The 25,958-nt window shown below is 68.7% G+C and carries 29 protein-coding genes; 15 read left to right on the top strand and 14 right to left on the bottom strand.

Annotated elements, in window-relative coordinates:
• Positions 1–28: 28 nt before the first annotated feature.
• Positions 29–709: a YdcF family protein gene (locus ACVWWW_RS01760; RefSeq protein WP_036141577.1), complete on the bottom strand. Its 681-nt coding sequence runs from the start codon at positions 707–709 to the stop codon at positions 29–31.
• Between the two features lie 130 nt (positions 710–839).
• On the opposite strand from ACVWWW_RS01760, the gene ACVWWW_RS01755 reads away from it, so the two are divergent.
• The 4 genes from ACVWWW_RS01755 to ACVWWW_RS01740 are packed head-to-tail and all read left to right on the top strand — an operon-like array spanning position 840 to position 5,279.
• The gene (locus ACVWWW_RS01755; protein ID WP_027082283.1) at positions 840–2,036 is read left to right on the top strand and encodes a beta-ketoacyl-[acyl-carrier-protein] synthase family protein; all 1,197 of its coding nucleotides are present in this window, start codon (positions 840–842) and stop codon (positions 2,034–2,036) included.
• Positions 2,033–2,809 (top strand): beta-ketoacyl synthase chain length factor, encoded by a 777-nt coding sequence (locus ACVWWW_RS01750; protein WP_036141580.1) that lies wholly within the window; start codon positions 2,033–2,035, stop codon positions 2,807–2,809. Before ACVWWW_RS01755 ends, ACVWWW_RS01750 begins: the two co-directional genes overlap by 4 nt.
• A complete protein-coding gene (locus ACVWWW_RS01745) occupies positions 2,802–3,620 on the top strand; it encodes a glycosyltransferase family 2 protein (protein WP_027082285.1) in 819 nt (272 codons plus the stop codon). Before ACVWWW_RS01750 ends, ACVWWW_RS01745 begins: the two co-directional genes overlap by 8 nt.
• Before the next feature lie 3 nt (positions 3,621–3,623).
• Complete coding sequence (locus ACVWWW_RS01740; protein ID WP_027082286.1) at positions 3,624–5,279, top strand: tryptophan 7-halogenase; 1,656 nt, start codon at positions 3,624–3,626, stop codon at positions 5,277–5,279.
• Positions 5,280–5,290: 11 nt separating this feature from the next.
• Here ACVWWW_RS01740 and ACVWWW_RS01735 read toward each other — a convergent pair whose 3' ends face one another.
• From ACVWWW_RS01735 to fabG, 3 genes are all read right to left on the bottom strand, one after another.
• Entirely contained in the window at positions 5,291–5,734 is a 444-nt protein-coding gene (locus tag ACVWWW_RS01735; protein ID WP_027082287.1) for a hypothetical protein, read from the bottom strand.
• A 58-nt stretch (positions 5,735–5,792) separates the two neighbouring features.
• Positions 5,793–6,386, bottom strand: coding sequence for a hypothetical protein (locus ACVWWW_RS01730; RefSeq protein WP_027082288.1), 594 nt, complete (start codon positions 6,384–6,386; stop codon positions 5,793–5,795).
• A 124-nt stretch (positions 6,387–6,510) separates the two neighbouring features.
• On the bottom strand, positions 6,511–7,236 hold the full coding sequence (gene fabG, locus ACVWWW_RS01725) for a 3-oxoacyl-ACP reductase FabG (RefSeq protein ID WP_036141584.1): 726 nt from the start codon (positions 7,234–7,236) through the stop codon (positions 6,511–6,513).
• A gap of 149 nt (positions 7,237–7,385) precedes the next feature.
• Between fabG and ACVWWW_RS01720 the strand changes: the two genes are divergently transcribed.
• On the top strand, positions 7,386–8,321 hold the full coding sequence (locus ACVWWW_RS01720; protein ID WP_036141587.1) for a GAF domain-containing protein: 936 nt from the start codon (positions 7,386–7,388) through the stop codon (positions 8,319–8,321).
• Between the two features lie 14 nt (positions 8,322–8,335).
• Here ACVWWW_RS01720 and ACVWWW_RS01715 read toward each other — a convergent pair whose 3' ends face one another.
• Genes ACVWWW_RS01715 through ACVWWW_RS01680 form a run of 8 tightly spaced genes read right to left on the bottom strand, consistent with a single transcriptional unit; the run spans position 8,336 to position 14,693 of the window.
• Positions 8,336–8,779, bottom strand: coding sequence for a phosphotransferase (locus tag ACVWWW_RS01715; RefSeq protein ID WP_027082290.1), 444 nt, complete (start codon positions 8,777–8,779; stop codon positions 8,336–8,338).
• Positions 8,776–11,130, bottom strand: a complete 2,355-nt coding sequence (locus tag ACVWWW_RS01710) for an MMPL family transporter (RefSeq protein WP_027082291.1) — start codon at positions 11,128–11,130, stop codon at positions 8,776–8,778. Before ACVWWW_RS01710 ends, ACVWWW_RS01715 begins: the two co-directional genes overlap by 4 nt.
• A complete protein-coding gene (locus ACVWWW_RS01705; protein ID WP_027082292.1) occupies positions 11,127–11,768 on the bottom strand; it encodes a LolA-related protein in 642 nt (213 codons plus the stop codon). The genes ACVWWW_RS01710 and ACVWWW_RS01705 overlap by 4 nt, the downstream gene beginning before the upstream one ends.
• Positions 11,695–12,669 carry an LpxL/LpxP family acyltransferase gene (locus tag ACVWWW_RS01700; protein ID WP_027082293.1) on the bottom strand — a complete coding sequence of 325 codons (975 nt, stop codon included), beginning with the start codon at positions 12,667–12,669 and terminating at the stop codon, positions 11,695–11,697. The genes ACVWWW_RS01705 and ACVWWW_RS01700 overlap by 74 nt, the downstream gene beginning before the upstream one ends.
• Positions 12,666–12,953: a dehydratase gene (locus ACVWWW_RS01695; protein WP_027082294.1), complete on the bottom strand. Its 288-nt coding sequence runs from the start codon at positions 12,951–12,953 to the stop codon at positions 12,666–12,668. The genes ACVWWW_RS01700 and ACVWWW_RS01695 overlap by 4 nt, the downstream gene beginning before the upstream one ends.
• A gap of 3 nt (positions 12,954–12,956) precedes the next feature.
• Positions 12,957–13,727: a lysophospholipid acyltransferase family protein gene (locus ACVWWW_RS01690; RefSeq protein ID WP_051234864.1), complete on the bottom strand. Its 771-nt coding sequence runs from the start codon at positions 13,725–13,727 to the stop codon at positions 12,957–12,959.
• Between the two features lie 7 nt (positions 13,728–13,734).
• Positions 13,735–14,418 carry a hypothetical protein gene (locus ACVWWW_RS01685; RefSeq protein WP_027082296.1) on the bottom strand — a complete coding sequence of 228 codons (684 nt, stop codon included), beginning with the start codon at positions 14,416–14,418 and terminating at the stop codon, positions 13,735–13,737.
• Between the two features lie 8 nt (positions 14,419–14,426).
• On the bottom strand, positions 14,427–14,693 hold the full coding sequence (locus tag ACVWWW_RS01680) for a phosphopantetheine-binding protein (protein WP_027082297.1): 267 nt from the start codon (positions 14,691–14,693) through the stop codon (positions 14,427–14,429).
• A gap of 118 nt (positions 14,694–14,811) precedes the next feature.
• Between ACVWWW_RS01680 and ACVWWW_RS01675 the strand changes: the two genes are divergently transcribed.
• From ACVWWW_RS01675 to ACVWWW_RS01665, 3 genes are read left to right on the top strand one after another with little or no spacing between them, the layout of a single operon-like run.
• On the top strand, positions 14,812–16,143 hold the full coding sequence (locus tag ACVWWW_RS01675) for an NAD(P)/FAD-dependent oxidoreductase (protein ID WP_456998621.1): 1,332 nt from the start codon (positions 14,812–14,814) through the stop codon (positions 16,141–16,143).
• The gene (locus ACVWWW_RS01670; RefSeq protein WP_027082299.1) at positions 16,140–17,123 is read left to right on the top strand and encodes a chorismate transformation enzyme, FkbO/Hyg5 family; all 984 of its coding nucleotides are present in this window, start codon (positions 16,140–16,142) and stop codon (positions 17,121–17,123) included. Before ACVWWW_RS01675 ends, ACVWWW_RS01670 begins: the two co-directional genes overlap by 4 nt.
• Positions 17,124–17,132: 9 nt before the next feature.
• The gene (locus tag ACVWWW_RS01665) at positions 17,133–17,381 is read left to right on the top strand and encodes a hypothetical protein (protein ID WP_036141589.1); all 249 of its coding nucleotides are present in this window, start codon (positions 17,133–17,135) and stop codon (positions 17,379–17,381) included.
• Between the two features lies 1 nt (position 17,382).
• Here the strand turns inward: ACVWWW_RS01665 and ACVWWW_RS01660 are convergent, their stop codons facing one another.
• Together ACVWWW_RS01660 and ACVWWW_RS01655 are read right to left on the bottom strand one after the other, a co-directional pair.
• Positions 17,383–18,954 (bottom strand): ABC transporter ATP-binding protein, encoded by a 1,572-nt coding sequence (locus ACVWWW_RS01660; RefSeq protein WP_036141594.1) that lies wholly within the window; start codon positions 18,952–18,954, stop codon positions 17,383–17,385.
• Positions 18,951–19,781 carry an ABC transporter permease gene (locus ACVWWW_RS01655; protein ID WP_036141628.1) on the bottom strand — a complete coding sequence of 277 codons (831 nt, stop codon included), beginning with the start codon at positions 19,779–19,781 and terminating at the stop codon, positions 18,951–18,953. Before ACVWWW_RS01655 ends, ACVWWW_RS01660 begins: the two co-directional genes overlap by 4 nt.
• A 113-nt stretch (positions 19,782–19,894) precedes the next feature.
• Between ACVWWW_RS01655 and ACVWWW_RS01650 the strand changes: the two genes are divergently transcribed.
• From ACVWWW_RS01650 to ACVWWW_RS01620, 7 genes are read left to right on the top strand one after another with little or no spacing between them, the layout of a single operon-like run.
• Positions 19,895–20,332, top strand: a complete 438-nt coding sequence (locus ACVWWW_RS01650) for an RrF2 family transcriptional regulator (protein WP_027082337.1) — start codon at positions 19,895–19,897, stop codon at positions 20,330–20,332.
• On the top strand, positions 20,329–20,520 hold the full coding sequence (locus ACVWWW_RS01645; protein ID WP_036141596.1) for a YezD family protein: 192 nt from the start codon (positions 20,329–20,331) through the stop codon (positions 20,518–20,520). Before ACVWWW_RS01650 ends, ACVWWW_RS01645 begins: the two co-directional genes overlap by 4 nt.
• 58 nt (positions 20,521–20,578) lie before the next feature.
• On the top strand, positions 20,579–21,997 hold the full coding sequence (locus ACVWWW_RS01640) for a porin (RefSeq protein WP_036141599.1): 1,419 nt from the start codon (positions 20,579–20,581) through the stop codon (positions 21,995–21,997).
• 19 nt (positions 21,998–22,016) lie between these two features.
• Positions 22,017–23,018, top strand: a complete 1,002-nt coding sequence (locus ACVWWW_RS01635; protein WP_027082303.1) for a sulfate ABC transporter substrate-binding protein — start codon at positions 22,017–22,019, stop codon at positions 23,016–23,018.
• Positions 23,015–23,896, top strand: coding sequence for a sulfate ABC transporter permease subunit CysT (gene cysT, locus ACVWWW_RS01630; RefSeq protein WP_456998620.1), 882 nt, complete (start codon positions 23,015–23,017; stop codon positions 23,894–23,896). Before ACVWWW_RS01635 ends, cysT begins: the two co-directional genes overlap by 4 nt.
• A gap of 28 nt (positions 23,897–23,924) precedes the next feature.
• The gene (gene cysW, locus ACVWWW_RS01625; RefSeq protein ID WP_081671985.1) at positions 23,925–24,737 is read left to right on the top strand and encodes a sulfate ABC transporter permease subunit CysW; all 813 of its coding nucleotides are present in this window, start codon (positions 23,925–23,927) and stop codon (positions 24,735–24,737) included.
• Entirely contained in the window at positions 24,700–25,800 is a 1,101-nt protein-coding gene (locus ACVWWW_RS01620) for a sulfate/molybdate ABC transporter ATP-binding protein (protein ID WP_081671980.1), read from the top strand. Before cysW ends, ACVWWW_RS01620 begins: the two co-directional genes overlap by 38 nt.
• The last annotated feature ends 158 nt before the right edge of the window (positions 25,801–25,958 follow it).

Here is a 25,958-nt window from a genome sequence, read left to right as displayed (position 1 = left end):
TTGCGTGTTCGATGTTGCAGCGTAGCGCTTAAGTCACCCGCGCCAGCATCCGCTCACTGCGGATGAAGCGCGCCCAGCGCGTGCCGATGTCGGCCCAGCAGACGTAGGCCGCTTCACCGGCGAGGCGCACCAGCATGCGCGGGCCGAGGCGCAGCCGCGGTTCGGCCGCGCAGAGTTCGGCGTCGAAGCCGAGCTGGCGCGCGAACAATGCGCAGCGTGCAAGGTGGTAACGGTTGGACAGCAGCGTCACCCGCTCGCGCACGGTGCCGCCGAGCATCTGCCGCGCGTTGCGCAGGTTCTGCAGCGTGTCGCGCGAGCTGGATTCGAGTTGCAGCGACGCATCCGGGGCAAGGCCGCGCGCGAACAGTTCGCGGCGCGCGATCTCCGCTTCGGTCGGCTCACCCTGCGCGCCACCGCCGAGCAGCACGAGCCGCATCGGATGCTCGCGCCACAGCAGCGCGGCGCGATCCAGGCGTGCCGCGAAATCGCCGTCCACCCGTCCATGCGGCGCGTGCTTGCCGAACAGCAGAAGTTGCGCGCCCTGCTGCGGCGAACACGGGGCACGGCGCGCGGTGCGAACGACGTACGCGAGGTAGGCGAGATACACGATGCCGGCGGACAACACGCACGCAGCCAACGCGACGATGCCGGTCTGCAGCACGTCGAGATCTTTGAAGAGCGTGAACTGGTGGCGGGTGCGCGAGGACATCGAAGCGGCTGTTCAGCCTGCAGGACGACGCGCGGAGAATACGCCATGAGGACGGCGTGAAAGCGGACGGCTGGCATACTTCCCGGCCTCGTTCATGGAAGCAGCCGTGTCGCCATCCGCTCCGCCCCCGATGCCGCCGCTGGCGATCCGTGCCTTCACCGCCACCAGCGCGCTCGGCCGTGGTCTCGACGCGCATCGCCGCGCGTTGCGTGAGCAGCGCAGCGGCCTGCGTCGCAACGACTTCGGCGAGCACCGGCTCGACTGCTGGATCGGCCGCGTCGACGGCGTTGAAGACTCGCCGCTGCCGCCGGAATGGGCGCAGTGGGAATGCCGCAACAACCGGCTGGCGTGGATCGCGTTGCAGCAGGACGGCGTGCTCGACGCGGTGCGCGATGCGATCGGGCGTTTCGGCGCCGAACGCGTCGCTGTCGTCATCGGTACGTCGACCTCCAGCATCGGCGCGACCGAAGAGGCCTACACGCGCCTGACCAACGACGCCGACGGCACGCCGAACTTCCCCGAAGACCTGCGTCGCCCGATCATCCACACCGTGCATTCGCCCGGCGACTTCGTGCAGCACGCCACCGGCGCGCGCGGCCCGGCGGTGACCGTCGCGACCGCGTGTTCGTCGAGCGCCAAGGTGTTCGCGCAGGCGGCTCGGCTGATCGAAGCGGGCGTTGCCGACGCCGCGATCGTCGGCGGTGTCGACACGCTGTGCGGTAGCGTGATCTACGGCTTCAACTCGCTGCAGCTCGTTTCCAAGAATCCGTGCAAGCCGTTCGACGCGACGCGCGACGGGCTCTCGCTCGGTGAAGCCGGCGGTTTCGCCGTCGTCGAACGCGCGGTCGAGGGCGACACTGGCCTGCAGCTGCGCGGCTACGGCGAGTCCTCCGACGCGCACCACATGTCGGCGCCGCATCCGGAAGGCCTCGGCGCGCAGAACGCGATGCGCGATGCGCTGGCGCGTGGTGGCGTCGATGCCGCGGACATCGGTTACCTCAACCTGCACGGCACGGCGACCCCCGCGAACGATCGCGCCGAATCGCTCGCGATCAAGGCGGTGTTTCCCGACACGCTGCACGCCAGCTCGACCAAGGCCTACACCGGCCACACGCTCGGCGCGGCGGGCATCGTCGAATCGGTGATCGCCCTGCTCGCGCTTGAAAGCGGCGAGCTGCCAGGCACGCTCGGTTCCTCCACGCCGGACGAGATCTGCGGCCCGCAGATCCGCTTCGACAGCGCGCATCGCGACATCCGCTACGCGATGAACAATTCCTTCGGTTTCGGTGGCAACAACTGTTCGCTGCTGTTCGGGCGCGTGGCATGACGCTCACCGCGACCATCGAAGGCATCGGCTTCTGGGCGCCGGGCGTGCCGGACTGGAACGCCGCGCTCGCACTCGTGCGCGACGGCACGCTCGCCGACAACGCCCCGTCGCGACCGTCGCCGCAATTGCTGCCACCGAACGAGCGCCGCCGCGCGCCGGACAGCGTCGCCGTCGCGCTGGACGTCGCGCTGGCCGCCTGCACAGCCGCGGGGCGCGATCCGAAGACGCTGCCCTCGGTGTTCGCCTCGATGCACGGCGACCTCGCGATCACCGACTACATGTGTGCGGCGCTGGTCGAGCAACCGGAATCGGTGTCGCCGATCCGCTTCCACAACTCGGTGCACAACGCCGCCGCCGGCTACTGGACGATCGGCGCCGGCGCGATGGCGCCCGCGACGTCCATCAGTTCCTACGACGCAACGTTCGCCCAGGCGCTGATCGAGTCCTGCGTGCAGCTCGCGACGGGCGCCGACGCCGTGCTGCTGGCCGCGTTCGACGCGGCCTCGGCCGGCCCGCTGGCGAAGGTGCAGCGCAGCGAAGGCCTGCTCGGCGGCGCGCTGGTGCTCTCACGCGGCGACGGCGGCCCGCGCCTTAACCTTTCCCTGCGCGACGGAACGGCGGACGAGCCCGACGGTGCGCTGGCCGGTCGCGCGCCGCACAATGCGATGCGGCCGATGCTGCCGTTGTTCGAAGCCCTCGCGGCCGCAAGGTCGCACTGCACGCTCCGGGCCGGCCCGGGACGCGTGCTCGACGTGGAGATCCTGCATGGCTGAGCCGATCAGCGCCCGCGACATCGCGATCGTCATTCCCGCACTCAACGAGGAGCTGCGGATCCGCGAGGTCGTGGAAGGCGCGCTCGCGCACTGCCCGAACGTGATCCTGATCGACGACGGTTCGGACGACGGCACCGTCGAACGCGTGTCCGACCTGCCGATCACCGTGATCCGCCACGCCACCCGCATGGGCAAGGGCGCGGGCCTGCGCGACGGTTTCGACGAAGCGATGCGTCACGGCATGCGCGGCGTCATCAGCATGGACGGCGACGGTCAGCACGCGGCGGACGACATCCCGCGCCTGCTAGCCGCGGCGAATGCGTATCCCGAGCACATCGTCATCGGCGCGCGCCTTCGCAAGCGCTCGCGCCAGCCGACGTATCGCCGGCTCGCGAACGAATTCGGCGACTGGGGCATCGCGATCGGTTGCGGCTTCCGCATCGCCGACACGCAGAGCGGCCAGCGTTTCTATCCGGCGTCGGTGTGTTCGCTGGGCGACATTCCGGGCGAGGATTTCGTCTACGAAGCGCAGCTGCTCATCTCCGCATCGCGCAAGCTCGGCGTGCGCTGCGTGTCGGTGCCGATCGAATCGCGCTACCAGGCCGCGACCGGCCCGGTGAAGTTCCGCAAGAGCCATTTCCGCCCGTTGCGCGACCTGTGGCGCATCACCTCGCACGTGGTGGGGCAGGTCCTCGCCTACGGCAACCTGGTGACCGAATACCGCCGCACGCGCGGCAACCCGGTGATCATCCACGACCCCAGCGGCGAGTTCGCGCCGAACGCCGTGGCCGCGCCCGCGCACAGCGGCTGAGTCATGACGACCGCCGCACCCGATACCGATGTCGTCATCCTGGGCGGCGGCCTCGCCGGCCTGACACTCGCGTTGCAATTGCGCCAGCGCGATCCCGACGTGCGCATCACCGTGCTGGAACGCCATCGCCACCCGGTGCGCGAAGGCGCGTTCAAGGTCGGCGAATCCACCGTCGAAATCGGTGCGCACTACTTCGGCACGGTGCTCGGGCTGCGTGAGCATCTCGATACCGCGCAGATCCGCAAGTTCGGCTTCCGCTTCTTCTTCAGCGATGGCCAAGACGAAATCGATCGCTGCACGGAGCTCGGCGTCAGTCGCCTGCTGCCGACCACGTCGTGGCAGATCGATCGTGGTCGGTTCGAGAACTTCCTGACCGAGCATGTGCGCGAGCACGGCGTCGAGCTGCTGGACGGCGCGGTGGTGCGCTCGCTCGATCTCGGCAGCAGCGGCGCGCTGCATCGCGTGCGCTTCGAGGCCGACGGCGATACGCGCGAGATCAGTGCGCGCTGGGTCGTCGATGCGTCGGGTCGCGCCGCGCTGATCAAGCGCAAGCTCGATCTCGCGCAGACGAACGAACACAACGCGCATTCGTCGTGGTGGCGCGTGTCGGGCCTGCTCGATCCGCGCGACTGGTCGACCGATGCCGAATGGCTGGCTCGCACGACGCCGCCTGATCGTTGGCGCTCGACCAACCACATGTGCGGTGAGGGCTACTGGTTCTGGCTGATCCCGCTGTCGTCGGGCCAGCACTCGCTGGGCATCGTCTGCGACGGCGACCTGCATCCGCTGGACACGATCAACACGCACGAGAAGGCGATGGCCTGGTTGCATCGCCACCAGCCGCGCGTGGCGTCGATGCTGGAGACCGGCGGGCATGAGCTGCAGGACTTCATGTTCATGCGCCACTTCTCGCATAGCGCGAAGCAGGTGTTCTCGGGCGATCGCTGGGCGCTGACCGGCGAGGCCGGGGTGTTCCTCGACCCGTTCTATTCGCCGGGCAGCGATTTCATCGCAATCTCGAACACGTACATCACCGAGATGATCGCGTCGGATCGCGCTGGCCGCCCGATCACTGCGATGGCGCAGCTCTACCAGCAGCTCTACTTCTCGTTCTACGAGAACACGCTGACGCTCTACCAGGACCAGTACCGCCTGTTCGGCGATGCGCAGGTCATGCCGCTGAAGGTGATCTGGGACTACACGTACTACTGGTCGCTGCTGGCGCCGCTGTTCTTCTCGGGCTACATGACCTCGCCGCAGGTGCTGGGCCAGCTGCGTTCGCTGTTCGGCGAAGCGCGCACGCTCAACCTCGGCGTGCAGTCGCTGCTGCGCAAGTGGGGCGAGCGCAATACCGCGCGCGGCGAAGCGTCGCTGCTCGACGATCGCCTGCTCGACCAATACCTGATCCCTTGGTTCCACGAGCTCAATCGGCAGCTCAACGATCAGCTCGATGCGGACGCGTTCGTCGCACGCATGCGCATTGACGTCGAACGCATGCGCGACCTCGCCGCCGAACTGCTGATGCACGCGCGGCGCGAACACGCGGGGCTGGGCGATGCAGGCCTTGAACTCATCCTCGACGGACATCGTCCGCCGAGCGAGCCGCTGTTGCCGGCGGTCTGGTACGCGGAAACCGCGACGGCCGACGCGCTGGCGTAATCGAGCGGGCGTCAGCCGCCCGGTGCGTCCGGGATGTAGATCGCGATCGCGTGGGCGAGCTCTTTCGGCGGGCTGATGCCGAAGCTCACGCCGCCGCTCGAGAAGCCGCCACCGCCGTGGTAGCTGCCACCGCCGACGCCGACACCCACGCCGCTGTTCGACGGGATCTGGCCGCGGTCCTGCAGCAGCACGCCATTCGCGCCGAGCTTCGCCGCTTCGGTGCGCAGCTTGAGCATCAGGCTGTCGCTGCGTGCCTGCGCCCCGTAGCTGAACTCGCCGCTGCTCGCATCGAGCAACGCGATTTCGACGTAGTGCGAGGCGGGCGGCTGAACGTAGACGCGCACCTGCTCCACCGCGATCGGCGGCCGCGGGTCGGAAATCATCACGTGCGAGGCGCTCGCGCAGGCGGTCAGCGCCAGGGCGAGCAGTGCGGGGATCAGCGGGCGCAGGGTCATGGCAGCCTCCGTCGGTTCAAGCCATCTTGCCCCGGATCGATGAACCGTACGTGCATCGTCAGTCCATCGCCGGCGCGGAGGTGGCGACCGCGCTGCCGACCGGCGCATCGAAGTTGGTCTTGATGTAGGACGCGACCATGTCGGCGAGCCGCGCCAGCATCAGCTTGTCGGCCGCGCCCAGGCTGTAGCCGGCGAAGATCGAATTGGCGTGCTGCAGGAACTGCGGCTCGGCGATGACTTCACCGGTGGTCTTGTCGATCAGGTGCAGCGTGACCAGCGCCCAGGACTTGCCGGCAAATCCGCCGAACAGCACGCGCTTGCCGCCGGTGATGAAGCGGATGTCGCTCACCTCGGGATGGATCACCAGCGTGCGCACGTCGGCGTCCGGCGGTAGCGCATTGCGTGCGTCGATCAGCTTGGGCACGCGCTCGCCGAGGTCGACCTGCAGGTACTGCGCCGCGATCACGTTGCCGCGGTGCGCTTCGAGTCCCGGTGCCAGCGTCACGGGCTGCAGCTCGAAGTGATCGAAGGTCGACAGCGCGACCGTCGGCGGCGGATTGCGCGCCGCGGGGTCGATCGCCGGCTCGCCGGCAACCACAGGGCCGGCAAGGCAGAGCGCGAGCAGCGCGGTGGACGCGAGTCGACGAAGCATCGGGAAGCTCCGGCCGTCGAGATGCGGCCCGGGCAGTCCATGTATCAGCGGCGGTGACACGGGCGCGTCGACGCAGGCGCGCGGCGCGGGCGATCGCTCAGCTTCGTCGTCGACGCGTGAGGCGTTACGCCATGCCGCCGTTGACGCCGATCACCTGCCCGGTCACGTAGCCCGCGTCCTCGCCACACAGAAACCCGACGACCGCCGCGACTTCCTCCGGGCGGCCCGCGCGCGCCGCCGGCACGATCTGCTTGATCGTCTCGACCGGGAACGCGTCCTTCGCCATCGAGCCTTCGATCACGCCCGGCGCGACCACGTTCACCGTGATGCCGCGGCTGGCCATCTCGCGCGCCAGCGATTTCGACGCGCCGTGCAGCGCCGCCTTCGCCGCGGCGTAGTTGGTCTGCCCGCGATTGCCGGTCACCGCGGCCACGGACGAGATGCTGACGATGCGACCCCAACGGCCGCGCGCCATCGGCAGCAGCAGAGGCTGCGTCACGTTGTAGAAGCCGTGCAGCGACACGTCGATGACGCGCGTCCACTGCTCGCGGCCCATGCCCGCCAGCGGCGCGTCGTCGTGAATGCCGGCGTTGTTGACGACGATCTGCACCGCGCCGGCTTCGAGGATGCGTGCGATCGCATCGCTGCTGGCGTCGCCATCGGCAACGTCGAACGCGATCGCCTCGGCCGAGCCACCGCTCGCATGGATCGCCTCGACCACCGACTGCGCGCGCTCCAACCCGCGGTTCGCATGCACGATCACGTGCGCGCCCTGCGACGCGAGCCGCATCGCGATTGCACCGCCGAGATCGCCGCTGCCGCCGGTGACGAGTGCGCGTCGAAGGGTCATCTGCGAAATCCCTGTGAATTCCGCGGCATTGTGGCGCAGGGCGTGGCGCCCGTCGCGGTTCGCGAATCCGGTGCGCCATCTGGGGGTTTTCGCCCATTGCGCCTGCACGCGGGTTTTCCACAATGGGCTACGCGCCGCGGAGACCTGCAATGCCCGAACGCCAGCGCCAGCGCGATCTCGACACCTACCGCATCGTCGACTCGTTGCCGGAAGCCGCGTACGACGACATCGTGCGCCTCGCCGCGCACCTGTGCGATGCGCCGGTGGCAACGATGTCGCTGATCGATCGCGACCGCCAGTGGTTCAAGTCGCGCATCGGCATCGAATCCAGCGAAACCTCGCGCGATGTCGCGTTCTGCGACCAGGCGATCCGTGAGCCGCAGGTGCTTCTCGAAGTCCCCGATGCGAGCACGGACCTGCGGTTCTCCGACCACCCCGACGTCACCGGCGGGCTTGGCATCCGCTTCTACGCAGGCATGCCGCTGGTGACGCCGAACGGCACCGCGGTCGGCACGGTGTGCGTGATCGACCACAAGCCGCGTCATCTCGATTCGTCGCAGCGCGAAGCGCTCGCCGCGCTGGCGCGTATCACCATGAACCTGCTGGAATCGCGCCGGCAGCTGCTCGATGCGCAGCGCGCGTCGGCGTTGGAGGCTGCGGTCGAAACGGCGCCGTCGAAGTCGGGTTATTCCGTCGCAATCGTCGAACTGCAGGGTTATGCACGCACGGTCGCACAGCGCGGGCATCGCGCGGTCGAGCAGGCGCTGCAGCAGTGCGGCGCGGCGCTAGAACGACTGTTGGAACCGGGCGAAGCGCTCAATCGCGTGAGCGGTGCGCCGGAGCTGGTGCTGACACTGAACGGCGAGATCGCACCCGAACGATTGCAGGCCATCGAGCGCGTCGGCAATTCATCGGCCGCGATCCTCGGCACCGAAGCGATCGCCGCCGCGGCGGCCAGTACATCGCCGACCGAAAATGCGTTGTCCGTGTTCCAGCGCGCGGACGAGGAACTGAGTCGCCGCAAGTCCCAGCGCGTCGACATGCAGAACGCCGCGTCGCGTCTTGCAGCGCGCATGTGGCACTGACCGCCGCAGGTCGTTTACATCGACGGGTGAATCACCGCCGCGCGACCTTCGGCGATGACGTCGCCGGCATTGCGGATCACGAACGCGTACTGCGCGCCGGTGTCGCTTTCCATCAGCACTTGGGCTTCGCCTTCGAGCGAACCGTCGAGATCGTCGATGCGGTCGCGATGCAGCACGACGCCGCGCAACGCGACGAGTAGCCCTGGGCGCGGAGCACCGCCCATCGCATGCACGCGCAGGCCGCCATGCACCGCCATCGCCTGCGCGCCGTACTCGCAGAGATGCACCGCGCCAAGGCGGCCGCGATGGCGCAGCGGATGCGCGGCGTCGACATGATCGAAGGCCTGCACGCGGATGCTGCGTTCGTCCGCGGCGACCACGCGCTGCCAGAGGCACATGCGGCCCTGATGCGGGACGAGTCGCGCGATCGCGTCGCGGCTGTCGGGCAATGCGGTCATGCGATGCGTTCGGTCGGCACGCTGTCGTGGCGCACGATCAATAGCGCGAACACGAAGTTCGCGGCGACACCAATCGCGACCGGCAGGCCGATCGCGCGCAACACGGGAATCGTCGACAGGCCGAGCAGCAGGAACACCAGCAGCGTCGTCAGCGAGCAGACGATGATCGCGTGCAGTGCGCGCACCTGTTCCTCGTAGTCGTCGCCGGCGTGATCGAAGAACAGTGCGTAGTCCAGGCCCAGACCTGCCGCGAGGATCAGCGCGACCAGATGAAACAGGTTGAGCTCGACGCCGGTGAGGCGCAGCACCGCGAGGATCAGCAGCGTGGTCAGCGCCATCGGTGCGAGCACGCGCAGCACGCGACGCGGCGAGCGCAGTGCGATGAAGACGGTGACGATCAGCAGCACGCCGGCCAGCGCGAGCGCCCACAGCACGCGGCCGCGATACGCGGCGACCAGCGATTCCGACGCGTCCTTGAGATCCATCAGCTGCGCGCCGGTGCCGCGCAGTGCGGTGGCGACGACGGCTGGATCGGTAAGCCCGGTGAGCGTGACCAATGCGGTCGCACGATCCGCGCGTTGCAGCAGCAGGCCTTCGACGCCACTCGCCAGCGGCGTGCCGGCGAGATCACGCGGCGTCAGCGGTGCCGCGGTGCGTGCGGTGTCGACGTCGGCGACGAAGCCTTCGAACGCGTCGGGCAGGAACGGCGTCGCCTGGACCGCGGTGCCGAGATCGCGACGCAATGTCGCGTCGTCCGGCAAACGCTGCTGGCGCTGGCGTTGCGTCGCCGCGCTGGGCATGTAGCGCGCCACGAGGTCGTAGCCGGCGATCGTGTGCTCGGCGCGCAGTCGATCGAGCACCGGCATCAGGCGCTCGCTCTGCTGCAGCACGGATTCGACGTCGCGACCCTGCAGCGTGACCAGGTAACGCACGTCGGGCGCGCCAAGTTCCTCGCGCAGTTGCTCGTCCTGCTTCAGCGACGCGGCCGGCACCGGCGTCAGGCGCGACAGGTCGTTTTCCCAGAACGGGCCGGGCGCGAATGCCATGCCGGCGAGCGCGAGCGCGGCGATCACCAGCCCCGACACGACACCGAGCCGCGGCCAGCGCGCGATGTGCGCCCACCACGAACGCAGGCGACGCGACTGCGCGACGTCGCGCGGCGCGGGATCGATGAGGCCCGGCAACAGGAAGCGCGCGGCGAGCGCGGCGCTGCCGAGGCCGACGACGGTGAACACCGCCAGCTGGCGCAGGCCGTCGACGCCTGACACCAGGAACGTCATGTACGCGATGCAGGTGGACGCGACGCCGGTGCCCAGCGTGGGCCACAACGCCTTCGCGCTCGCCCACGGCGACAGCCCGGGCCGCTGGTGGCTGAAGAGATGGATCGGATAGTCCTGCGCGACGCCGATCAGCGTGAACCCGAACGCGACCGTGATGCCGTGCACGCCGTCGAAGCAGAACGCGACTGCGGCCAGGCCGGTCAGGCCCGCCGTCGCAAGCGGCAACCCGCCAAGCAGCGGCGCCTTCCACGAGCGGTACGCGATCCAGAGGAGCAGCACGAAGCAGATCGAATCGACGGTGCCGATCAGGCTGGCCTCGCGTTGCGTGCGCCCGGCGACTTCCACCGCGAACGCGCCCGGCCCGGTGAGCACGAGTTGCGTCGGCGACTTCGCATGCACCGCATCGAACGCCGCACGGATGTCACCGACCGCGGCTTGCTGTCCCTTCGGATCGAAACCCGCGGCGGTGGTCTGCACGGCCAACAATGCGCGCGAGCCGTCGCGGCTCATCCACACGCCATCGACCTTCTGCGGCGATGCGGCGGGCTGCCAGCGTTCGGCAAGCTTGAGCATTTCCAGTGTCGGGTCGCGCTCGATGATCGGTTCGATCATGGACGCCATCGGCGAACCGAGATCGGCGACGCGCTGCTGCAGTTCGTCGGTGAGTGCCGCCGCGCCGAGCCCGCCGGTCGACGGCTCGTCCGACAGCAGGTATCGATATGGACGCAGGCGTTCGGGAATCGCCGAAAGATCGGCATCACCATTGGCGATGAGCGCGATGCCCTTGGTCGCGCGCAGCTTCGCGGCCAGTGCGCGCGACTGTGCGACGCGTTGTTCGGGCGTGCCACCGTCGATCGCGAGCAGCAGCAGTCGCGAGCCCGGGCCTTCGCCGAGCTCGTCGATCAAGAGGTGCTGCGCCGGCGTTTGCGGCGCCGGCATGAACTTGCGCAGGTCGCCGCCCAGATCGAGCGTGCGGCTTGCGGCCCAGCCCAGCAGGCCGAGCAGCGCGAGCCAGACGAAGGCGAGTACGAGACGAAGTGCGGGCGTGAGCGTGCGCGGTTCGTGGCTCATCGCACGGGCGTGCCGCGGCACAGCATCGCCAGCGATGCGGCATCGGCCACGTTCGATGCCGACTGCGCAGCGCCGGCCAGCAGCGTGCGCTGCAGGTCGCCCTTGCTCGGCTGCGTCTCGATGCAGCGCAGTTCGGAGCCGCGACCGTACAACGCGATGTCGCGCACGTAGGCGGCCATGCGCGCGTCCTTCGGCGACAGGTGCAGCGTCCACTGCTCGCGCGTGCCGTTGCTCGTGAGATTGAACGCGCGCTCGAGCTGCGCGCGGTCACCGCTGAGCAGCGCGCCGAAGCTCGACTGCAGGCCCGCGAGCTGCGGCGCGCGATCCAGCGAATAGGTATGCGAGGACGTGCCGCGCTTGATCGTCACGCTGCCGGCGCGAATGGTCGACGTCTCCGCATACGGCCTGCGCACGTCGCGCACCAGCGTGTCATCGGTCGGTCGTGCGTATTCGCCTTCGATGCGCAGCGGCGCCTTCAGAAGTCGCGAGCCGCGCAGTTCGAGGAACTGCGTGCGCATCGGCGCCGGTCGCGCCAGCTTCGACAGGATCCAGCCGGTATCGATCTCAGGCGAGGCGGCGTGGAGCGTCGGCGTCGCCAGGGCCAGCAGCAGGAGCGGAAGCAGGGAGCGTCGCGGCATGGTCGGTCTCGCGCCAGAAGTCGAAGAAGTTGAACCAGTTGTACGGCGACTGCTTGGCGGTCGCCTCGAGCGTGGTGGCATAGCGGCGCACGCAGTCGTCGATGACCGCGCGGCGGTTATGCCGGTCGGCGACCAGACCGTCGCTGAACATGGTGAAGTCGAGGTCGTAGCGGTTGCCGCCGCGGTACAGGCCGAAGGCGACGCAGACCGGTAGGCGCAGCATGGCCGCGATCATCCACGGTGCGGTCGGCATTGGCGCGATGCCGTCGAGGAAGGGCACGTCGACGGTGGCTTCGCCCGGGCGCGCACGGTCCACGAGCATCGCGACGATCGCACCCGCATCCGTGGCTTCCTTGATCGCGAGCACGATCGACGGGCCGTCCATGCCGGCGTCGATGATGTTGGCCGCGAGCTCCGGATTCAGCGCATCGAGCAGCGCCTGCATCGCGGCGTTGTGCTGCTTGTGCAGCACGACGCGGATCTTGGTCTGCGGGCGGCGCATGCCGAGCACGCGCATCGCATCGAAACTGCCGAGGTGCGAGCCGACCAGCAACACGCCCTGCCCGCGATCGAGAGGTGCATGCAGTTCGTCAAGACCGGTCGTGCGGATGTCGAAGCGATCGAGTTCGCCGCTGAGCAGGAACACGCGGTCGAGGATGGTTGCGGCGAAGGTATGGATGTGGCGCGCGCTGTCGATCAGTGTCGCCGGCCGGCCGAGTGCGCGCGTCAGGAAGCGCCTGGACTGTTCGCGCTCGTAGCCGCGACGCAACAGGAAGTACGCGGTGATCGGATACAGCATCGCGCGCGCCAGGCCGCGACCGCCGTAACGACCCACGTTGCGGATGAACCACAGGCCCAGCCAGTTGCCGCCGGGGGGACGTTTCGCCCAAGCGTCGTTCACGGTGCGTCTCCGTCGACGACGTCGCCGCTGGCGAGCAGCGTTGCATCGCGCATCACGCGGAACTTCCAGCGCGGCGCGGCACCGTCGAGTTCGACGCGCGCGTGTTCACCCGGACGCAGAGGCTCGAGGAACTTCACCTGCGGCAGGCGCAGTCGCGACAACGGGCCGTGCGCGGCTTCGATCGCTTCGACGACGTGATCGAGCAGAACCACGCCGGGCACGATCGGATTGCCCGGAAAATGCCCGGGCAGGCTCGGATGCGTGGCGTCGACGACGAAGTCCATCGCTCAATCCTGCGCCATCAGCGCGAGGATCGCCTGGCGCGCGCTGTCGGCGAGATGCTGGCGCGCGTCGCCGCCCTTGCCTTCGGGCAGCAGCGGCGTGCCGATGCGCAGGCGGATCGTGCCGGGCCGCACGCGAAAACCATTGGGCGGCAGGATCGCGCCGCTGCCGGTCATCGCGACCGGAATCACCGGTACGCCGGTCGCCAGCGCGACCTGGAACGCGCCCGCTTTGAACTCGCCGACGCGACCGTTCTTGGTGCGCGTGCCTTCCGGGAAGATGCACAGCACGTGGCCGGCCTTCACGATGTCGGACGCCGCGCGCAGGCTCTTGACCATGGACGCGCGGTTGCCGTCGCGTTCGATGAAGCACATGCCCATCGACTTCGCATAGCGGCCTACGAACGGCACGCGTGTCATTTCCTGCTTGAGCATGAAGCGCAGCGGCACCGGCACCGCTCGGAACAATGCACAGATGTCGATCACCGATTCGTGCGTCGCCACCAGCACGCAGGGTTTCGACCAGTCGACGTTCTCCACGCCGCGTACATCCACCCGCGCGCCCGCGCCGCGGATCAGCACCGGCGCCCACATCCATGCGGCCATGCGCAGCGGAATGCGCGTGCTGCGCGTGATCGCGCGCACGGTCAGCGCGACCGTGATGCCCGCCGCCGTCCACGCAAGCGTGAAAGCGAACTGCAATGCATTGAACGCGAGCCACGCCGCGCGCAGCGGCAGGGGTTCATTGAAAGAAATGGATTCGGTCGAGGCGGACATGAGTCGGTCAGCGCATCACGTCGCGCCAGAAGGCGGGACCGAGTGCAGTCAGGCGGCGGATGAATTCGGAAAGGGATTTGTACGGACGATCGGGAAACAGGCGCATGCGCACGACGTATTCCACGGCCATCAGCAGGCCGGCGACGCCGTAGTCGAGCAGGTTGGCGAACCACGACCACACGATCTGCGGCACCGTCACGATGGGCGCATAACCGAGCCGCACGAGCAGCCCATCGGGCACTGCGATGATGCCGAGCACGCAGTTCGCCAGACCAATGCACACCAGCACGATCGCCCACAGCCGCGTGAGGTTGCGGGTGTAGCGCTTGAGCGGCGGTGCGAGGTCGGCGGGCGTGCAGTCTTCCAGGCCAGCCACGATCCGGCTGATCAGCGGCGTGCGACCGGCGCGAAGCGTGCGCGCGAAGAACCAGGCCACCAGCCACGGGAACACCACGGGCGGCAGCAGCAGCGCGACCGGCAGCGGCACCGATTTCTGCGCGAACCACAGCAGCACTGCCGACACCGCGACCGTCGCCCACGCCCATGCGCGACGCTGGCCGAGCGGGACGACCAGAACGATCAGGACGATGTCGAGGAGCGCGAGGGCGGCGAGGCGCGGATCGTGCGCCGCGCTCGCGGCGTGCGCGAGCAGCGGGTACGCCGCGCTGAGCAGCAGGCGCGCGAGCGCCATGTTCATTGTCAGGCCGTGCGATTGGCCTGGACGTGCTCGCTGAGCGCGTGCAGCGAGCCGAAGATGCGGCGGTTCTCGTCGCTGTCGCTGCGCAGCTGGAAGCCGTAGCGCTTGCTGATCGCCAGCGCGAGTTCCAGCGCGTCGATCGAATCGAGGCCGAGGCCGTCGCCGAACAGCGGCGCTGCCGGATCGATGTCGGCGGCGTTCACGCCTTCGAGGTTGAGGCTCTGGACGAGAAGCTCGGCCAGTTCGGTTTCGGCGGCGGTCTGGGACATCGGGTCTTCCGTCAATTCAGGGATGCCACCATCCGCCGGCCGCTACGGGACCGCAAGCCGTGAACGGTTCAGGCCCGTCCGGCGCGGCGCGCCCGGTATCATCGGCAGGATGAGTGAAGTGCGAAATTCTGCCACCGATGCCCCGGAGGCGTGTGATGTGCTGGTAGTCGGCGGTGGTCCGGCGGGCAGCACGGTAGCCACGATGCTGGCGCGGGCCGGGTGGTCCGTGGTGATGCTGGAAAAGGCGGCGCATCCGCGTTTCCACATCGGCGAGTCGTTGCTGCCGATGAACATGCCCATCTTGGATCGCCTCGGCGTGCTGGAAAAAGTGCGCGAAATCGGTGTGCTCAAGCGCGGCGCCGACTTCCCCACCGACGGCGGCCGCTACAACGTCTTCCATTTCGACCACGCGCTTCGCGGCAGCAGCGATTTCGCCTTCCAGGTCAAGCGCGAGGAGTTCGACCACCTGCTGTTCGAGCATGCGCGCGACGCGGGCGTCGATGCGCGCGAGAACACCAAGGTCGGCAAGGTCGAGTTCGATGCCGACGGCCGCCCGTCGCGCGTGAATGCGATCGGCCCGGACGGCGCGTATGCGCTGCGTCCGCGCATGCTGATCGACGCGACCGGCCGCGACACGCTGATCGGCGGCGCGCTCAAGCTCAAGAAGCGCAACGACCGCCACCAGTCCGCCGCGGTGTTCAGCCACTACCGCGGCGTCGCGCGTCGCGAAGGCGAGGACGCCGGCAACATCACCGTCTACCGCCATGCGCACGGCTGGATGTGGTTCATCCCGCTGCGTGACGACGTCATGAGCATCGGCGCGGTGTGCTCGCCCGATTATCTGAAGGAACGAGGCGGCGACAGCGAGGCGTTCCTGATGCGCACCATCATGTCGGTGCCCGAAGCGGCCGAACGTATGGTCGGCGTCGAACGCTGCGCGCCGGTGCATGCCACCGGCAACTACGCCTACGAATGCACGCGCATGCACGGGCCCGGCTGGCTGATGGTCGGCGACGCGTATGCCTTCGTCGACCCGATGTTCTCGTCCGGCGTGTACCTCGCCATGCACAGCGCCGAACAGGGCGCGAAAGCCGTCGACGCCGCGCTGCGCGAGCCTGCGCGCGAAGCGTCGGTCCTGCGCGCGCTGCAGAAGGAATTCGACGGCGGCATCGACGAGTTCAAGTGGTTCATCTACCGCTTCACCTCGCCGACGATGAAGCACCTGTTCGCCAATCCGCGCGACGTCTGGGGCGTGGAGCGCGCAGTGGTGTCGATGCTCGCAGGCGACGTGTTCCAGGCGCGCGCCGTGATCTGGCGCCTGCGCGTGTTCCGCATCATCTATGCATTGAATGCGCTTGGCATGCTGCGCACCGCGGTACGCGACTGGTTCGCGCGCCGCCGGCATGCGCGCATCGGTTTCGACGGCGATACGCTGCAGGACGCGCCATGACCCTGCCGTTGTCGACCTGCGCGCCGGCGCTGTCGGTCGCGTATTCGAACGAATCGCTGGACGTTCTGCTCGCTTCGCCGGACGTGCTTGCGGTCGTTGCGTTCGGCGATGACGCGCCGAAATCCGACGACCCGCGCCTGATCCGCGTCGCACTGGAGCCGCGCGAAGCCGCGCCGTTCGAAGTCTGGCGCAGCGGCGGCCGCGTCGCGCACGGTCGCATCCACGACCTGGCGTACGCGCACGACGGCGCGCTGCTGGTTGCCGCGATGGACGTGCCGGAAGTCGACGGCGACATCCGCGCTGCGGCCGAGCATGCGTACGCCGCACTGCGCACGCATACCGCGGCGCTCGGTTATCCGCATCTACTGCGCATCTGGAACTACCTCGACGACATCACCGTCGGCGAAGGAGACGAGGAGCGCTACAAGCACTTCTGCGTCGGACGTGCCGAAGGTCTGGGCGAAGCGTTGTCGACCACCACATTGCCCGCCGCCACCGCCATCGGCCGGGTGAATCCGAACGGCCGACTGCAGGTGTACTGGCTCGCGTCTCGCGCGGCCGGCGTACCGCTGGAAAACCCGCGGCAGGTCAGCGCGTATCGCTACCCGCGCCAGTACGGCCCGCAGCCGCCGAGCTTCGCGCGCGCCATGCTGCCCCCCGCGCCGATGCCGTTGCTGCTGTCGGGCACCGCGTCGATCCGTGGACACGAATCGCTGCATCCGGACTGCCCGAACGCGCAGCTCGACGAGACGCTGGAAAACATCCGCGCGCTGATCGGCGTGGCGCGCACGCGTCGCCCGGATCTGGCTGCGCAGCTCGGTGCATCGACGGTGCTGAAGGCCTATGTGCGCGAAGCCGACGAGATCGATGCGGTCGACGCCGCGCTCGCCGCTAGTGCGCCTGATGCGCCGCGCGTGGTGCTGCATGCGCGCGTCTGCCGACGCGAACTGCGCCTTGAAATCGACGGTTGCCACGGTTGAGGTGAAACGATGGGCCTGATCAGCCTTCTGTGGGGCATCGGCATGCTGCTGTGGATGCTGCTCGCGCTCATTCCGCTGCTCGGCGCGATGAACTGGCTGGTGATTCCGTTCGCCGCGTTCGGCGCGATCCTGGGTGCGATCGCGTTCGCACTGACCCGGCGCGAGCATCGCGGGCGCGCGAAGGCCGGGCTGGTGATCAACCTCGTCGTGATCGTGGTGGCGGTGATCCGCCTGCACCTCGGTTGGGGCGTGCTCTGATCTAGTGCGCCGTCGCGGGGCGCGCGTCGAGCAGCGCCCGTGTGTGTGCATGTTGCGGCGACGCGAGTACATCGCGCGTCGCACCGATCTCGACGATGCGCCCGTTCTCCATCACCGCGATGCGTTCGGCCACGCGCGCGGCACCGGCGAGATCGTGGGTGATGAACAGCAACGACAGTCGACGCTCGCGCTTCAGGCGATCGAGCAGATTGAGGATGGACAGCCGGTGATGCGCATCAAGCGCGGACACCGCTTCATCGCAAAGCAGCAGCGCGGGATCGTTCGCAAGCGCGCGTGCGATCGCGATGCGCTGGCGCTGTCCGCCGGAGAACTGGTGCGGATGGCGGTCGAGCATCGAGACATCGAGCCCGACGTCGTGCAGCAGTGCCGCGGCGCGTTCGCGCAAGGTCGACGCATCGCGTTCCCCGAACAACCGCAACGGCTCGGTGACGAGATCGACCACGCGCATGCGCGGGTCCAGCGACGCATACGGATCCTGGAACACGACGCCGATCGCGCGGCGGACCTCGCGCAACTCGCGCGGCGACAGGCGCAACAGGTCGTGCGCGACGCCATCATGGTGCAGCCGAACCTCACCGTGCGCATTGCGCACCAGCCGCAGCAGCGCGCGACCCAATGAACTCTTGCCGCTGCCGCTCTCGCCGACCAGCGCCAGTGCTTCGCCTCGATGCAGGACGATATCGACACCATCCAGCGCATCGCGCGGCGCGCCGGGATAGCGCAGGCGCAGGTCGCGCGCCTCGAGCACGATGTCGGACGACATTGATTCGTTTATCGCATCGATATCACCCGCTGTCTCGCTCGCGACCAGCTCGCGCGTGTACGGATGCGTCGGCCGCTCGAGCACGTTGCGTGCGGCACCGCTTTCGACGAGCTCGCCGCGCTGCAGAACGAGAACGTGCTGCGCATGCGCGGCGACCAGTGGCAGGTCATGGCTGACCAGCAATACCGCAAGGCCATCGTCGCGACGCAGGCTGTCGAGCAACCGCAGCACATCGCGAGCGATGCGCGCATCGAGCGCCGACGTCGGTTCATCGGCGACCAGAACGCGCGGACGCGTGGCGAGCGCCAACGCGATCGCGATGCGCTGGCGCTGCCCGCCGGAGAACTCGTGCGGATAGCGACGCAATGCGGCGTCGGGCTCCGGCACCTGCACGCGATCGAGCAAGGCGCGGGCTTCGGTCGACGCATCGCGTGACGACAATCCGCGCACCGCACGCAACGTCTCGACCAGCTGCGCACCGACGCGCTTGAGCGGGTGCAGCGACGCCAATGGATCCTGCGGCACCCAGGCGAGGCCGTGCCCTGCGAGCGCGCGATGTACCGTGGAGTCGAGGGCGATGTCGCGACCATCGAACATCAACGCGCCGCGCGCCTGCAGCCCGTGCGGCAACAGCGCGAGCAGCGACTGCACGGTCAGGCTCTTGCCGCTACCGCTCTCGCCGACCAGCGCGGTGCATTCGCCGGCGCGCAACTCCAATTGCGGCAACGCAAGCAGGCGACGGTCGCCCGCACGCACATCGAGATCGCGCAAAGTGAGCAGCGCCCTCACGCCGCCGCCTGCGGACGCGTGCGCACGTCGAGCCAGTCGCGCAGGCCGTCGCCGAGCATCTGGAACGCGGCGAGCGTGGTGACGAGGAACGCGGCGGGAAACAGCAGCGTCCATGGTGCGCTGTCGAGTTCCTGCACGCCGTCGCTCAATAGCGAACCCCAGCTCGCGCCGGGTTCGTCGATCGACAGGCCGAGAAAGCCGAGGAAGCTTTCGACCAGGATCGCCTGCGGCAGGATCAGGCCGAGGTACACCATCGCCAACGGCAACAGGTTCGGCACCACGTGCAGGCGCAGGCGCTGGCCGAAGGTCGCGCCCATCGCTTCGGAGGCAAGCACGAACGGTGCGCTGCGAAGACGCGCGGCTTCGCTGCGCATCACGCGCGCGAAGTCGATCCAGACATAGCCGCCGATCGCGGCGAGCAGCAGCGTCAGCGAGCGGTCGAACAAGGTGAGCAGCAGGATCACGACGAGCAGGAACGGAATCGCGCTCAGCACGTCGAGCGCGCGCACCATCAGACGCTCGACGCGTCCGCCGGCAAGCCCCGCGACCGCGCCGTAGGTCAGGCCAATGAACAGCGCGAGCACGCTCGACAGCACGCCGATGCCGAGCGAGAGCCGGCCGCCCATCAAGGTGCGCGCGAGCACGTCGCGGCCGATCGCATCGGTGCCGAAGCCATGCCCGGCGACGCCCGGCGCGACCGATAGCGCGTTCCAGTCGGGCGACTGCCCGTCGAACGGCAGCAGCCACGGACCGACGGTGCAGACGAGGGCCAGCACGCCGAGGACGGCGAGGCTCGTCCGGGCGAGGGTCGGGAGCGGCGACTGCATGCGGTCATCGTAGCCGCGTGACGCCGACATGCCGACCCGGCATGAGGTGATGAGCAGGCGCCGTTTCCGCCTCGGGCGGCGCGCCGGCAGATTTCCCACATGGTGAATGGGAAATGCTGACGATGAAGGCCAAGTACGCACTGCGCGCCCTGAGCGCGCTGGCGCAGGCCGACGGTGCGCGGCTGCAGGCGCGCACGCTGGCCGAGCGCAGCGGCACGCCGGAGAAGTTCCTCGAGGCCATCCTCGTGGAGTTGCGCGACGCCGGCCTGGTCGACAGCCGTCGCGGACCCACTGGCGGCCATGCGCTCGCCAAGCCCGCCGCGCGAATCATGCTCGGCGACGTCATCCGCGTGATCGATGGCCCGCTCGCACCGGTGCGCTGCGCCAGCGTCACCGCCTACAAGGCCTGCCCCGAGTGCCCGGACCCGGACGCCTGCGGCCTGCGCGCGGTGATGCGCGAGGCCCGCGACGCGCTGTCGCAGGTGCTCGACGGCGTCAGCGTGCAGGCGCTCGCCAGCGGCGAACTGCTCGACGTGGAGACCCCCGCATGACCGCCACGCCCTTTCCGACGACGCCCCGCCGCGATCCACCGCGGCTCGCCATCCCCGTCACCGAAGCCGAGGAAGCCGTGCTCGCCGCGCTGCGCGAGCTGCATTACGGCTCGGTCGAGGTCGTCGTCCACAGCGACCGCATCGTCCAGATCACGCGCAGCCAGAAAGTGCGCGTCGACGGACGCTGACCCGATACGCGCCGACCCGACCACGGGACGCGCGACCACTCATTCCCTGGAGAACCCGATGTCGCCACGTCCCACCCTGCTCGCGCTCGCCTTGCTCGCCGCCACCGGCGCCGCGCATGCGCAGGCCGCACCGCCCACCGTCGAACAGTTGTCCGAACGCCTGCGCGTGCTCGAACAACGGCTCGGCGTGCCGGCCGACGCCGATGCGTCCGGCCCGTCGGTCGCCGATCTCGACCAGCGCCTGAAAGTCATCGAACGCCAGCTCGAGCTGCAGGCCGAGGACAGCGCGAACAAGGTGGCCACCGCGTCGACGCTGACGGTCAGCGCGGCCAAGGGCGTTTCGTTCAAGTCGCCCGCCAGCGAAGGCGTCGAAGCGAAACTGCGCGGGCTGGTGCAGGCCGACGGCCGCGCGTGGATCGACGACCGCGCGCTGCCGCAGAACGACACCTTCCTGCTGCGCCGCGTGCAGCCCATCCTCGAAGGCAGCTTCGGCAAGCTGGTCGGCTTCCGCCTGATGCCCGAGTTCGCCGGCGACAGCGCGACCATCGCCGATGCCTACATCGACCTGAAGTTCGACCCGCGCGCCACGGTGCGCGCGGGCAAGTTCAAGACGCCGCTCGGGCTGGAGCGCCTGCAGTCGTCGGGCGCGACGACGTTCATGGAGCTCGGCCTGCCGTCGGAACTGGCGCCCAACCGCGACTACGGCGTGCAGCTGCACGGCGAGTTCGGCAACGGGCTGACCTACGCAGCCGGTGCGTTCAACGGTGCGCCCGATGGCCGCGACGCGCCGACGTCGAGCAATCCGGACACGCACCTCGAATATGCCGCGCGCGTGTTCTGGGAACCGTTCCGCGACGACGCCAGCGCCGCATCGGGCCTGGGCTTCGGCGTCGCCGCGAGCACCGGTGACGTGACGGGCACCGGCGCGAATGCATTGCCGCGCTATCGCACGCCGGGTCAGGTGCAGTTCTTCGGCTATCGCGCCGCGGTTCTGGCCAACGGCGAGCGCCGTCGCTGGTCGCCGCAGGCGTACTGGTACGTCGGCCCGTTCGGCGTGCTCGGCGAGTACATCGAGTCGAAGCAGGACGTGCGCGTCGGCGCGGCCTCGGCATCGCTGGACAACCGCGCCTGGCAGCTCGCCGCGAGCTGGGTGCTGACCGGCGAGGACGCGTCCTATCGCGGCGTAACGCGCCCTAACCATCCTTTTAACGTCGGCGGCGCAGGCTTCGGTGCAGTGGAACTCGCGGCGCGCATCGGCGCCCTGGAGATCGACGACGACGCCTTCCCGCTGTTCGCCGACCCCGCCGCATCGGCACGCCGCACGCGCGCGTGGACGGTCGGCGTCAACTGGTACCTGACGCAGAACCTCAAGCTCGTCGCCAACTACTCGCAGGCCGACTTCGACGGCGGTGCGATCGCCGGTGCCGACCGCGAGAGCGAGAAGACCTTCTTCACCCGCGCCCAAGTCTCCTTCTGATCCCCCGAGGCCTTTCCCCATGAAGACCGTGATCCGCTCCCTCGTGCTCGCCGCGGCCGTGTTCGCCGGCCAGGCCGCGGCGAAGGACCTGCAACTGCTCAACGTCTCCTACGACCCGACGCGCGAGTTCTACGCCGACGTCAACACGCGCTTCGCCGCGCAGTGGAAACAACAGACCGGCGAGACGCTGGACATCCGCGCATCGCATGGCGGCTCCGGCAAGCAGGCGCGTTCCGTCATCGACGGCCTCGAAGCCGATGTGGTGACGCTGGCGCTCGCGGGCGACATCGATGCCATCGCGCAGAACGGCAAGTTACTGCCGGCGAACTGGCAGACGCGACTGCCGCACAACAGCGCGCCGTACACGTCGACGATTGTCCTGCTGGTACGCAAGGGCAACCCGAAAGGCATCAAGGACTGGGGCGACCTGGTGAAGCCCGGCGTCGCGGTGATCACGCCGAACCCGAAGACCTCGGGCGGCGCGCGCTGGAATTACCTCGCCGCATGGACGTATGCGTCGCAGCAGTTGCGCGACGGCGACAAGGTCGTCGACTGGATGGGCAAGCTGTTCAAGAACGTGCCGGTGCTCGATTCCGGGGCGCGTGGTGCGACGACGACTTTCGTCGAGCGCGGCATCGGCGACGTGCTGATCGCGTGGGAGAACGAAGCACTGCTGACGCTCGCGCAGCCGGGCAATGCGGGCAAGTACGAGATCGTGGTGCCGTCGGTGTCGATCCTCGCCGAGCCACCGGTGGCGTGGGTCGACAAGAACGTCGCCAAGCACGGCACGCGCAAGCAGGCCGAGGCGTATCTGCGCTTCCTGTATTCGCCGGAAGGCCAGCAGCTGGCGGCCAAGCACTTCTTCCGCCCGATCGACAACACAGGCGTTGCAGCCGCGGATCTCGCGCGCTTTCCGAAGGTGAAGCTCGTCACCATCGACGGCGCGTTCGGCGGATGGAAGAAGGCGCAGGCGCAGCACTTCGCCGACGGCGGCTTCTTCGATCGCATCTATCACCCGTGACCTCAGCGGCCGCCGCGATCGAAGGCCGAGCGCCGCGCACGCTTCGACGTGCGCGGCGCTCCCCGTTGCCCGGCTTCGGGCTGAGCCTGGGGCTCGGCATGGCGTGGCTGGGGGCGGTCGTGTTGCTGCCCTTGCTCGCGCTCGCCGTGCGCGCGGCCGGTCTCGGAGCGGATGGCTGGCTGCGTGCGATCCGCGACGAACGCGTGCAGCACGCGCTGACGCTCAGCTTCGGCGCGTCGTTCGTCGCCGCGGTGATCGCATCACTCGCCGGCGTGCTGATCGCGTGGGTGCTGGTGCGTTATCGCTTTCCCGCGCGACGCCTGCTCGATGCATTAGTCGATCTGCCGTTCGCATTGCCGACCGCCGTCGCCGGCATCGCGCTCACCGCGATCTATTCGCCGAAAGGCTGGGTCGGGCAATACGCCGAATCGCTGGGCTGGAAGATCGCGTACACGCCGATCGGCATCGTCATCGCGCTGGTCTTCATCGGTTTGCCGTTCGCGGTGCGCACGGTGCAGCCGGTACTCGAAACGTTGGGGCGCGAGCAGGAGGAAGCGGCGGCATCGCTGGGTGCATCGCGCTTCACGACATGGCGTCGCGTTGTACTGCCGGAAGTGTTGCCCGCCGCGCTCACCGGTTTCTCGCTCGCATTCGCGCGCGCGCTCGGCGAGTACGGCTCGGTGATCTTCATCGCCGGAAATCTTCCGTACAGGACCGAGATCGCGCCGTTGCTGATCACCATCCGCCTAGAGGAATACGACTACAACGGCGCCATCGCGATCGCCGCGCTGTTGCTGGTCGCGTCGTTCGTCTGCCTGCTGGCGATCAACGCGATCCCGTCGCTGTTCGCGCATTCGAAGGAGCGGCGTCGTGGCTGAGCGCCATCCGCTCGATGCGCCGGCATGGATGCGCTGGCCGCTGATCGTGCTCGCGTTCGTGCTGATGGCCGCGCTGGTGGTGTTGCCGCTGGCGATGGTGGTCGGCGCGGCGTTCGGCGAAGGTTTTCGTGCGTGGTGGGATGCGCTGGCTACGGACGACGCGATCGCCGCGCTGAAGCTCACGCTGTTCACCGCGGGCATCGCGGTGCCGCTCAATGCTTTTTTCGGCCTGCTGCTCGCCTGGGCGGTGACGCGCTTCGAGTTCCGCGGCAAACGCCTGCTGCTCGCATTGATCGACCTGCCGTTCGCGGTGTCGCCGGTGGTCGCCGGCCTGTGCCTGGTGCTGCTGTTCGGCTCGCACGGATGGTTCGCATCGTTTCTCGAAGCGCACGATCTGAAGATCCTGTTCGCGCGACCCGGCATCGTGCTGGCGACGACCTTCATCACCTTTCCCTTCGTCGCGCGCGAACTCATTCCGCTGATGCAGCAGCAAGGTGCCGACGAGGAACTCGCCGCGCGTTCCCTCGGTGCCGGTGCGTGGACGATGTTCCGTCGCGTGACGCTGCCCAACATCAAGTGGGGCCTGCTGTACGGCGTGCTGCTGTGCGCGGCGCGGGCGATGGGCGAGTTCGGCGCGGTGTCGGTGGTGTCCGGCCATATCCGCGGACTTACCAACACGCTGCCGCTGCACATCGAAATTCTCTACAACGAGTTCGACAGCACCGCCGCGTTCGCTGCGGCCTCGCTGCTCGCGGGCCTCGCCCTCGTCACGCTCATCCTGAAATTCTGGCTGGAGTCCCGCCATGGCGACGCCCTCGCTCGCCCTTCCATTCGCCACTGAGTTCGCGCCCGTCGTGACCACCGCCCGCGCCACCGGAACGCGCCTGACCGTGCGCGGCCTCACCAAGCACTACGAAGGGTTGGCTGCGCTCGATGCGGTGGACCTCGACGTCGGTGCGGGCGAACTCGTCGCATTGCTCGGGCCGTCGGGTTCCGGCAAGACGACGCTGCTTCGCGTGATCGCCGGTCTGCTCGCGCCGGACGCCGGCCGCGTGCAGTTCGACGACAGCGACGCCACGCAACTCTCGCTGCGCGAACGCGGCGTCGGCTTCGTGTTCCAGCACTACGCGCTGTTCCGCCACATGACCGTCGCCGAAAACATCGCTTTCGGCCTGCGCAGCCGGCCGCGTTCGCGTCGCCCTGCGAAAGCGGAGATCACGCGACGCGTGCAGGAACTGCTCGCACTGGTGCAGCTGCCCGAACACGGCGGCCGGTATCCGGAGCAACTCTCGGGTGGACAGAAGCAACGCATCGCACTGGCGCGTGCGCTCGCGATCGAACCGCGCGTGCTGCTGCTCGACGAGCCGTTCGGTGCGCTGGATGCGAAGGTGCGCATCGAACTGCGTCGCTGGCTGCGCCGCCTGCATGAGCAGACCGGGCAGACGACGCTGTTCGTCACCCACGACCAGGAAGAAGCGCTGGAACTCGCCGATCGCGTGGTGCTGCTGCGCGACGGCCGCATCGAGCAGATCGGTACGCCGGCGGAGATCTACGAATCGCCGGCGTCGGCATTCGCGTTCGACTTCATCGGCCGCGCGTCGTCGATCGACGGCGAGGTGCGCGACGGCCGCTTCGTCGGCGAGGACGGCTTCGCGGTCGCGACCGACAGCGTTTCCGGTCCATCACGGCTGTACATGCGGCCGCACGACATCGCGCTGGCGGATACCGGCCTTGCCGGTCGCGTCGTCGACGTGCGGCGTTTGGCCGGCACCACGACGCTGGAGATCGAAGTCGCGCGCGGCGGCCTCGTGGAAGTCGATGTGGATCGCACGGCCGCTACGCCTTCGCGCGGCGATGCCGTGCATCTGCAGCCGCGGCGCTATCGCGTGTTTCCGCGCGCTTAGCCGGATCCGTCGCGACGGCAGCACGGGCACTGCGTTCGTCCCGTGCAGTCGGCGTGCGCGCGGCGCTCATCCCGCGACCGCATCGCCCAACGACCACCGACTCGCCCCTGACCCGGCGGCCGTGGCGTCGAGGCGCCAGCGGCCGGCGGGAGTAAACT

It is taken from the genome of Lysobacter sp. HA18 (genome assembly GCF_054057595.1).
Note: the sequence above shows the minus strand (reverse complement) of the source record. Positions and strands in the feature narration are given on the sequence as shown.

What these genes read in the sequence shown, in the direction of transcription:
- ACVWWW_RS01740 (WP_027082286.1), top strand. Translation starts at nt 3,624, where the DNA reads ATGACGACCGCCGCACCCGATACCGATGTCGTCATCCTGGGCGGCGGC.
- ACVWWW_RS01685 (WP_027082296.1), bottom strand. Translation starts at nt 14,418, where the DNA reads ATGGCGCTCGCGCGCCTGCTGCTCAGCGCGGCGTACCCGCTGCTCGCG.
- ACVWWW_RS01710 (WP_027082291.1), bottom strand. Translation starts at nt 11,130, where the DNA reads ATGAGCCACGAACCGCGCACGCTCACGCCCGCACTTCGTCTCGTACTC.
- ACVWWW_RS01665 (WP_036141589.1), top strand. Translation starts at nt 17,133, where the DNA reads ATGGGCCTGATCAGCCTTCTGTGGGGCATCGGCATGCTGCTGTGGATG.
- ACVWWW_RS01640 (WP_036141599.1), top strand. Translation starts at nt 20,579, where the DNA reads ATGTCGCCACGTCCCACCCTGCTCGCGCTCGCCTTGCTCGCCGCCACC.
- ACVWWW_RS01730 (WP_027082288.1), bottom strand. Translation starts at nt 6,386, where the DNA reads ATGCTTCGTCGACTCGCGTCCACCGCGCTGCTCGCGCTCTGCCTTGCC.
- ACVWWW_RS01695 (WP_027082294.1), bottom strand. Translation starts at nt 12,953, where the DNA reads ATGGACTTCGTCGTCGACGCCACGCATCCGAGCCTGCCCGGGCATTTT.
- ACVWWW_RS01750 (WP_036141580.1), top strand. Translation starts at nt 2,033, where the DNA reads ATGACGCTCACCGCGACCATCGAAGGCATCGGCTTCTGGGCGCCGGGC.
- ACVWWW_RS01735 (WP_027082287.1), bottom strand. Translation starts at nt 5,734, where the DNA reads ATGACCCTGCGCCCGCTGATCCCCGCACTGCTCGCCCTGGCGCTGACC.
- ACVWWW_RS01620 (WP_081671980.1), top strand. Translation starts at nt 24,700, where the DNA reads ATGGCGACGCCCTCGCTCGCCCTTCCATTCGCCACTGAGTTCGCGCCC.
- ACVWWW_RS01680 (WP_027082297.1), bottom strand. Translation starts at nt 14,693, where the DNA reads ATGTCCCAGACCGCCGCCGAAACCGAACTGGCCGAGCTTCTCGTCCAG.
- ACVWWW_RS01720 (WP_036141587.1), top strand. Translation starts at nt 7,386, where the DNA reads ATGCCCGAACGCCAGCGCCAGCGCGATCTCGACACCTACCGCATCGTC.
- ACVWWW_RS01645 (WP_036141596.1), top strand. Translation starts at nt 20,329, where the DNA reads ATGACCGCCACGCCCTTTCCGACGACGCCCCGCCGCGATCCACCGCGG.
- ACVWWW_RS01690 (WP_051234864.1), bottom strand. Translation starts at nt 13,727, where the DNA reads ATGTCCGCCTCGACCGAATCCATTTCTTTCAATGAACCCCTGCCGCTG.
- cysW (WP_081671985.1), top strand. Translation starts at nt 23,925, where the DNA reads ATGCGCTGGCCGCTGATCGTGCTCGCGTTCGTGCTGATGGCCGCGCTG.
- ACVWWW_RS01745 (WP_027082285.1), top strand. Translation starts at nt 2,802, where the DNA reads ATGGCTGAGCCGATCAGCGCCCGCGACATCGCGATCGTCATTCCCGCA.
- ACVWWW_RS01655 (WP_036141628.1), bottom strand. Translation starts at nt 19,781, where the DNA reads ATGCAGTCGCCGCTCCCGACCCTCGCCCGGACGAGCCTCGCCGTCCTC.
- fabG (WP_036141584.1), bottom strand. Translation starts at nt 7,236, where the DNA reads ATGACCCTTCGACGCGCACTCGTCACCGGCGGCAGCGGCGATCTCGGC.
- ACVWWW_RS01705 (WP_027082292.1), bottom strand. Translation starts at nt 11,768, where the DNA reads ATGCCGCGACGCTCCCTGCTTCCGCTCCTGCTGCTGGCCCTGGCGACG.
- ACVWWW_RS01650 (WP_027082337.1), top strand. Translation starts at nt 19,895, where the DNA reads ATGCTGACGATGAAGGCCAAGTACGCACTGCGCGCCCTGAGCGCGCTG.
- ACVWWW_RS01760 (WP_036141577.1), bottom strand. Translation starts at nt 709, where the DNA reads ATGTCCTCGCGCACCCGCCACCAGTTCACGCTCTTCAAAGATCTCGAC.
- ACVWWW_RS01755 (WP_027082283.1), top strand. Translation starts at nt 840, where the DNA reads ATGCCGCCGCTGGCGATCCGTGCCTTCACCGCCACCAGCGCGCTCGGC.
- ACVWWW_RS01635 (WP_027082303.1), top strand. Translation starts at nt 22,017, where the DNA reads ATGAAGACCGTGATCCGCTCCCTCGTGCTCGCCGCGGCCGTGTTCGCC.
- ACVWWW_RS01715 (WP_027082290.1), bottom strand. Translation starts at nt 8,779, where the DNA reads ATGACCGCATTGCCCGACAGCCGCGACGCGATCGCGCGACTCGTCCCG.
- ACVWWW_RS01670 (WP_027082299.1), top strand. Translation starts at nt 16,140, where the DNA reads ATGACCCTGCCGTTGTCGACCTGCGCGCCGGCGCTGTCGGTCGCGTAT.